The following is a 6,742-nucleotide window of genomic DNA, read 5'->3' on the forward strand; positions in this document are numbered from 1 at the left end:
ATAGTGCAGATAAAAAATACCCTATCGATATCACTTAATCAAAGTAATATCGATAGGGTCAAAAACTTGGTACGAGGATAGTATTTCGGTAAGCTTAATTGTTATTTCATAAACCCATTATCGGCCAGAAATGCTTCTGTGATTTGGCTTTGCGGGTTTGGCGCGTTCATACCCTCAGATTGAGGTTTATTTAGTAGTCGCTCTAGATAACGAGCCACGATATCTACTTCAATATTCACTTTGTTGCCTACTAACCAATGCTTAGCGATATTCGTCACTTGAGCAGTATGCGGAATGATATTTAGAGAGACAATATTGTCACGCACTAAATTGGTCGTCAGACTAATACCATCTACGGTAATAGAGCCTTTGGTCGCTGTATAGTGCGCTAGCTCTTGCGGTATCTCAATCTCAATGTAGATAGAACGAGCATCTTGTTGTAATTTGCTAACGACCCCTACTCCATCTACATGACCGGCGACGATATGACCACCAAAACGAGTCGTTGGTAGCATGGCCTTTTCTAGATTGACCGTATGACCTGCTTTTAAACCTTCTAATGCTGTTCTAGCAATAGTTTCACGTGAGACATCAACAGAATAGTAGTTACTTCCGAGCTCCACCACAGTTAAACAAATACCATTTGATGCAATAGAATCGCCTAGCTTCACATCACTGAAATCTAAGTCATCAGACTCTACTGTTAAACGTATGTCACCGCCTGTCGCCTGCATAGATTTAACTTTTCCAACGCTTTCTATAATTCCAGTAAACATATTACCCTCGTCTCATTACTGTATTGCCTTCATAGGCGAATATTTTAGTTTATCAAATCATCTATCAATTCTTTATCACAACTTGTTCAAATAACTGACAGTGAAACATCGTTGGACTTGACCTTTAATAGGATATATTGTGGATAAGTATGGATAAATCAATAGAGGTATAGCTAGAAGCCGCTATAAATACATAGTTATCCACAACAAATGTAAATTTCTCATGGTACGCATTTATCTAGAGAATAAAACATAAGTTATTGATTTAAAATAATATTTTTAAATTCGTTTGAGAAATATACATCTTTCTTGTTTCATGTGAAACAAAGTTATACACAGTTCCATGTGAAACACGTAAATCAATGATTAATTTATCCACATCTTGAGCTTATTCTTATGATTTGTGGACAACCTACTTATACGAAGAATATTTATAAAGGTAATAAGGTTAATTTGAGATCTGATCCAAGCTGCTGATGACTTTCTATATCAAACCGTAACTGCTGAGCAAGGGACATAGGATTGAAATCAACCATGGGACGTGCTTGCGCACCAAGTAAACAAGGTGCTTGATACACGATTAGCTCATCTACTAACTGTTGACTCAAAAAACCACCTGCAACACTAGCACCTGCTTCTACCAACACATCATAACACTGGTGCTCACTAACCAGTTTCACCAACAACATCGACAAATCATCTTCATGCCAATATATAGTATCTGGATGCTGACACAGCTGATACTCAGACTGTAGGCTGTGCTTTAAACGCTGACGCCTATCAAGTATGACTATTTTAGGATTAGGTATTTTTTCAAGTGGCACGTCCAACTGTCTTGAGCGCACATTGAGCTGAGGGTTATCAGTTATTACGGTTTCACTACCTGTAATAATCGCACCACTTTGTGCTCGTAGTTTTTGTACATCTTCGCGGGCAGCTGTCGAGGTAATCCACTTTGATTCACCAGATGCCATCGCTGTACGGCCATCTAAACTGGTCGCTATTTTCAATCGTACATAGGGCATCTGAGTGCGCATGGCTTTTAGAAACCCACGGTTTAGTGCCTCTGCTTGCTCTGTCAGGACACCGACTGTTACCTCAATGCCAGCTTGCTCTAATAGTTTCACACCGCGGCCTGCAACCTGTGGATTTGGATCCAGACCTGCAATCACAACGCGCTTTACCTTAGCGGCAACTAACGCCAATGCACATGGCGGCGTACGTCCCGTATGACTACATGGCTCTAATGTAACGTAAGCAGTTGCCCCTGCTGCCTGTGTACCAGCCTCTTTCAGCGCAAACACTTCTGCATGTGGCTCACCAGCTTTAGGGTGAAACCCTTGACCAACAATCTGCTCTGCCTGAACAATAATGCAGCCCACTGCAGGATTCGGTCGAGTAGTATACAAACCGCGCTTCGCTTGTTCGATAGCAAGCATCATAAAGTAGCGGTCTTGAGCATCTTGAGCATGGCTTTGAGTAGACATAAGGCTAGGCTTAATAAATGATTAAGGGTTCTATATAAGAAAATAAGGTTTGAAAGCTGATTGGTAATTCTGATTAGTAATTGGGAAACACTTATCAACTAGGGCTTACTTAAAAGCTTGCTTCGCTTACTTCTCATTTGGACGAATATTGGCAATTTCTTGATGAAATGCATCGATATCTTGAAAGTCGCGATACACACTGGCAAAGCGTACATAGGCGACATCATCCAAAGTTTTGAGTTCACTCATGATGATTTCACCCAAGACCTTACTACTGATTTCTCGCTCACCCATCTGCCTAACACGCTTTTCGATACGACTAATCATCGCCTCTTGTTCATCGATAGTGATAGGACGCTTTTGTAAGGGTAGTAAAATAGAACGGCGCAGCTTTTCATTGTCGTAAGGTTCAATCTTGTTACTTGATTTGATAATCCTTGGCATGACAACTTCTACCATCTCAAAAGTCGTAAAACGTTCTTGGCAGCTGTTACACGAACGGCGTCGACGCACTTGTGCACCTTCCGCAGCAAGACGTGAGTCAATAACCTTGGTCTCTGACGCATTACAGTACGGACAGTGCATAGCATTTCCTTATTTTACGATTGAGAATAAGAGCAGTATTTTCAAGATAGCTAATTTTGATAAATAATAAAAAATACCATTTACCCGTTATTTACCAATACAAAAGCTGCCGAATATCTTACCCAATAAGTCATCGGCGCTGAACTCACCCGTAATTTCACCCAAACTCTGCTGTGCCTGACGTAAGCTATCAGCAACCAACTCACCTGCTTCGAATACAGTTAGTTGTTCATGTGCTTCTGCCAAGAAATTAGCAGTTCGTCTAAGCGCGTCAAGATGTCTGGTACGAGCGATTAAGCTATTCTCTGGTGGATGGAAGCCTACTTTCTCGCATAGTGCTTCGACTAAACTATCAATACCAACACCTGTTTCACATGAAACATTAACTTGCTGATAGCCTTTATTTTTGATTTCAGCTTGGGTCTTAGCAGCACTTTCTTCTCTATCATTATTGCTCAACAAGTCGCTCTTATTAGCAATGATTAGTAAGCGTTTAGCTTCTGGCAGTTCACCAAATAACTGTTCGGCAAGCTGTATCGGTGTACTTTCTTCTTCAACATCGCGAGTCACATCGTAGACCATCAGTAGCATATCAGCTTGCGTGATGGCAGTACGGGCACGCTCAATTCCGATACGCTCCACAGTGTCTTCTGTCTCGCGTAGGCCTGCCGTGTCGGTCAGATGTAGCGTCAAACCATTGAGCACAACGGTCTCTTGCAACGTATCACGTGTAGTACCCGCGACATCAGTCACGATAGCACGCTCTTGCCCTGCAAGGCGGTTGAGCAAGCTAGATTTACCTGCATTTGGCCTACCTGCTAGCACAACATGGATACCATCGCGCAAAAGCTGACCTTGCTTTGCCGTTGCTAAAACTTGCTGTATCTTATCTTGCGTCTGCTCAAGCTTACTTTGTATGACGCCATCAGACAAAAAATCGACGTCTTCTTCATCAGGGAAATCAATAGCTGCTTCAACATGTAAACGAAGATGAATGAGTTGTTCTAATAACTGGTTAATCTTCTGTGAAAACTCACCGCTTAGTGAGCGAATTGCACTACTGGCCGCGGCAGCACTGGTCGCATCAATCGCATCGGCAATTGCTTCTGCCTGCACCAAATCTAACTTATCATTATCAAAAGCACGGTAAGAGAACTCTCCTGCACTTGCTTGCTTAGCACCTAGCTCAAATACCCGCGCGAGCAACTGGTTTTGTAAAATAACACCACCATGCCCTTGCAGCTCAATCACATCTTCACCTGTGAATGAATGCGGACCTTTGAAAAACAAGACCAACCCCTCATCAATGACAGTGCCATCAGCCTGATAAAAACGACAAAAGCTAGCCATTCGCGGCGTAAAAGCAGACTTACCTGTTAGAGCACATGCCATATCGTAAGCACGGCTGCCTGATAGACGTATGACACCCACACCCCCTCGCCCGAGCGGCGTTGCAATCGCAGCAATCGTGGCTAATCCAGATGTATTAGACTTTTCAGAAGAATTAGGTACGGCTAATGCTGTCTCTAAGGAATCCACAATGACTCTCAATATTTAAAAGCTCCATTATAGACGTCTGGACTCATACTGACAAAGCAAACTTTGAAAGGTAGATGTATCAGACATATATTCGTGTCAATATTTATAAACTGTGGATAATGTTGATAAGCTGTGGATAACATTTACTACTTATCCACCACCTATAAAAAAACCACCGCTTGCGCGATGGTTTTTGGTGTTTCTAAAAAAGAACTAATTAATCGACCACTTTTACCGTACGACGCTTCTGCTCTTCATCAACTTTCTTATTGACGATATATTGCTGAGTCATACTAAACAAGTTGTTGACTGTCCAATATAGAACCAAACCTGCTGGGAAGAACAGCATGAATGCAGTAAAGATAATCGGCAAGAACTTCATGACTTTTGCTTGCATCGGATCTGCTGGCTGCGGGTTCAACTGCTGCTGTACAAACATTGACGCACCCATTAGCAACGGCAAGATAAACCATGGATCCATCGCTGATAGATCTTGAATCCACAAAATCCATGGTGCATGACGCAGCTCAACACTCTCTACCAATACCCAATATAAGGCTAAGAAAATAGGCATCTGCATCAAGATTGGTAGACAACCTGCCATCGGATTGACTTTTTCTTCTTTATATATCGCCATCATTTCTTGCGACATTTTCATCCGATCATCGCCATGCTCTTCTTTGAGCACTTTGAGTCTCGGCGCAATGGCACGCATTTTTGCCATCGAGTAATAGCTCTTATTAGAGAACCACATCAAGGCAATTTTTACTAAGATAGTCAGTAAAATAATTGACCAACCCCAGTTACCAACAACCTTATGCACACCTTCCAAGATAGCAAACAAGACCTTTGATATTGGCCATAGCAGACCATAATCAACTGTTTTGTTAAGGCCTACCGCAACGTCTTTTAGCTCAGACTGAACTTTTGGACCTGCATATAGTGTTGCATTTAAAGTAACTTGTTTGTTTGGTGCTACGTTCACTGGTTGGCTATTAAAACCAATAAAGTAATCACTACCTGTTTCACGAGTAAAGAATTTACCAGTGAAGTTTTCAGGCGTCCAAGCAGATACAAAGTAATGCTGTACGATACCAACCCAGCCTTTATCGCTAGTGATCGTCAACTCACCATCACTAAAGTCACCAAATTTCAGCTTATTATAAGGATCATCTGGTGTACCCCAAGCACCGCCTAGATAAGTCGCCATGCTCAGCGCGCCTTTATCAGACATACCAGGGTCTTTACTATCATCACGCTTTAATTGCGCAAACATCTGACCTTGCCAAGCATTGGTAGACGCGTTTTGAATCTGATAGCTAATATCGATTGGATATTTATTTTCAGTGAAAGTAAAAGTCTTGGTGATCGTCACGCCGTCTTTTTTGTAAGTAAGCGGCACTGACAACGTTTGCTGTCCATCTTCCATCACATAATTGTTAGCAGTATGGCTATAAGTCGCTCTACCTTCTGCTGTATCAATACCGTTCTGACCAATAAGTCCAGATTGAGCCACATACACACGGTTACTATTGTTTTCTAACAATACGAAAGGCTTATCGCTATCGAGCGTTGCGTCATACTGCTTGAGCGCAGCATAAACAATATCACCACCTTCTGGATTGATTTTTATATCATAGCGATCAGTTGTTACCGTGATTAGACCAGCGTTTTTCGCAGGAGTCGCTGTCACAGCACTATTATCCACGGGTAATGTCTGTACCGGGATATCACCTGCTGCACCAGTAGTAGAAGGAATGTCAGCACCTACTGAACTCGTAGTTTCTGGCACCGCATCTACAGCTGGAGCATCGGCATAATCATCTCGCCATGCCAAAATCAGCAGATAAGCGGTAATTAGCATCGCAATGATGATCATCACCCGAAATATCTTTTGCATAAACCTTTCCTAGATTAAAAAATTAGGGAATGAAAAATTAGGGCATGTGTCATGACTGACCTACACAGCTATCCTGTCAAATTGCAACTGCATCAGTAGTCATTTACATAAAATGTGCATCATTTTACTAAAAATCTGTCTCAAATGATACCAAGAGTGTGGATAACTTGTGGGTAACTCAAAGGAGTAGCTATCTGAGACTAAAGAGGTCGACTTTATGTTGATTTCATCAAATAATTAAGCTGTGAAACATAACTAGTATTGTCTCGATAGACACCCAAACCCTGAAGGTTGATATTTAGTACATCACTAAAAGATATATATTGATAACTATAGGAAGCTAAGGGTAAGGGTACAAAGTCTATACCGTGCCCACCTAAAGGGTGACACCTACTAAGACGTTTTAACAACAACCAACCACCTTTACAGGCACCATGCCATGTTAAAGCTTGTTT

At 41.8% G+C, this 6,742-nt stretch carries 6 protein-coding genes; all 6 read right to left on the bottom strand.

Going from position 1 to position 6,742, the window contains the following annotated elements; all coding sequences use genetic code 11:
* Window positions 1-101: 101 nt before the first annotated feature.
* Complete coding sequence (locus CXF69_RS07710; protein ID WP_102078632.1) at window positions 102-776, bottom strand: riboflavin synthase; 675 nt, start codon at window positions 774-776, stop codon at window positions 102-104.
* A gap of 431 nt (window positions 777-1,207) precedes the next feature.
* On the bottom strand, window positions 1,208-2,263 hold the full coding sequence (gene ribD / locus CXF69_RS07715) for a bifunctional diaminohydroxyphosphoribosylaminopyrimidine deaminase/5-amino-6-(5-phosphoribosylamino)uracil reductase RibD (RefSeq protein ID WP_102078236.1): 1,056 nt from the start codon (window positions 2,261-2,263) through the stop codon (window positions 1,208-1,210).
* A 126-nt stretch (window positions 2,264-2,389) separates the two neighbouring features.
* Complete coding sequence (gene nrdR, locus CXF69_RS07720; protein ID WP_057762240.1) at window positions 2,390-2,848, bottom strand: transcriptional regulator NrdR; 459 nt, start codon at window positions 2,846-2,848, stop codon at window positions 2,390-2,392.
* 87 nt (window positions 2,849-2,935) lie between these two features.
* The gene (gene mnmE / locus CXF69_RS07725) at window positions 2,936-4,315 is read right to left on the bottom strand and encodes a tRNA uridine-5-carboxymethylaminomethyl(34) synthesis GTPase MnmE (RefSeq protein WP_102078238.1); all 1,380 of its coding nucleotides are present in this window, start codon (window positions 4,313-4,315) and stop codon (window positions 2,936-2,938) included.
* A gap of 289 nt (window positions 4,316-4,604) precedes the next feature.
* Window positions 4,605-6,287, bottom strand: coding sequence for a membrane protein insertase YidC (gene yidC, locus CXF69_RS07730; protein ID WP_102078235.1), 1,683 nt, complete (start codon window positions 6,285-6,287; stop codon window positions 4,605-4,607).
* A 215-nt stretch (window positions 6,288-6,502) separates the two neighbouring features.
* Window positions 6,503-6,742, bottom strand: a 240-nt coding sequence (gene yidD, locus CXF69_RS07735; RefSeq protein ID WP_145990566.1) for a membrane protein insertion efficiency factor YidD, incomplete at its 5' end; no start/stop codon positions are given.

Source organism: Psychrobacter sp. Choline-02u-9 (genome assembly GCF_002836505.1).
In the GTDB taxonomy this organism is placed as follows: domain Bacteria; phylum Pseudomonadota; class Gammaproteobacteria; order Pseudomonadales; family Moraxellaceae; genus Psychrobacter.

What these genes read in the sequence shown, in the direction of transcription:
- CXF69_RS07710 (WP_102078632.1), bottom strand. Translation starts at nt 776, where the DNA reads ATGTTTACTGGAATTATAGAAAGCGTTGGAAAAGTTAAATCTATGCAG.
- ribD (WP_102078236.1), bottom strand. Translation starts at nt 2,263, where the DNA reads ATGTCTACTCAAAGCCATGCTCAAGATGCTCAAGACCGCTACTTTATG.
- nrdR (WP_057762240.1), bottom strand. Translation starts at nt 2,848, where the DNA reads ATGCACTGTCCGTACTGTAATGCGTCAGAGACCAAGGTTATTGACTCA.
- yidC (WP_102078235.1), bottom strand. Translation starts at nt 6,287, where the DNA reads ATGCAAAAGATATTTCGGGTGATGATCATCATTGCGATGCTAATTACC.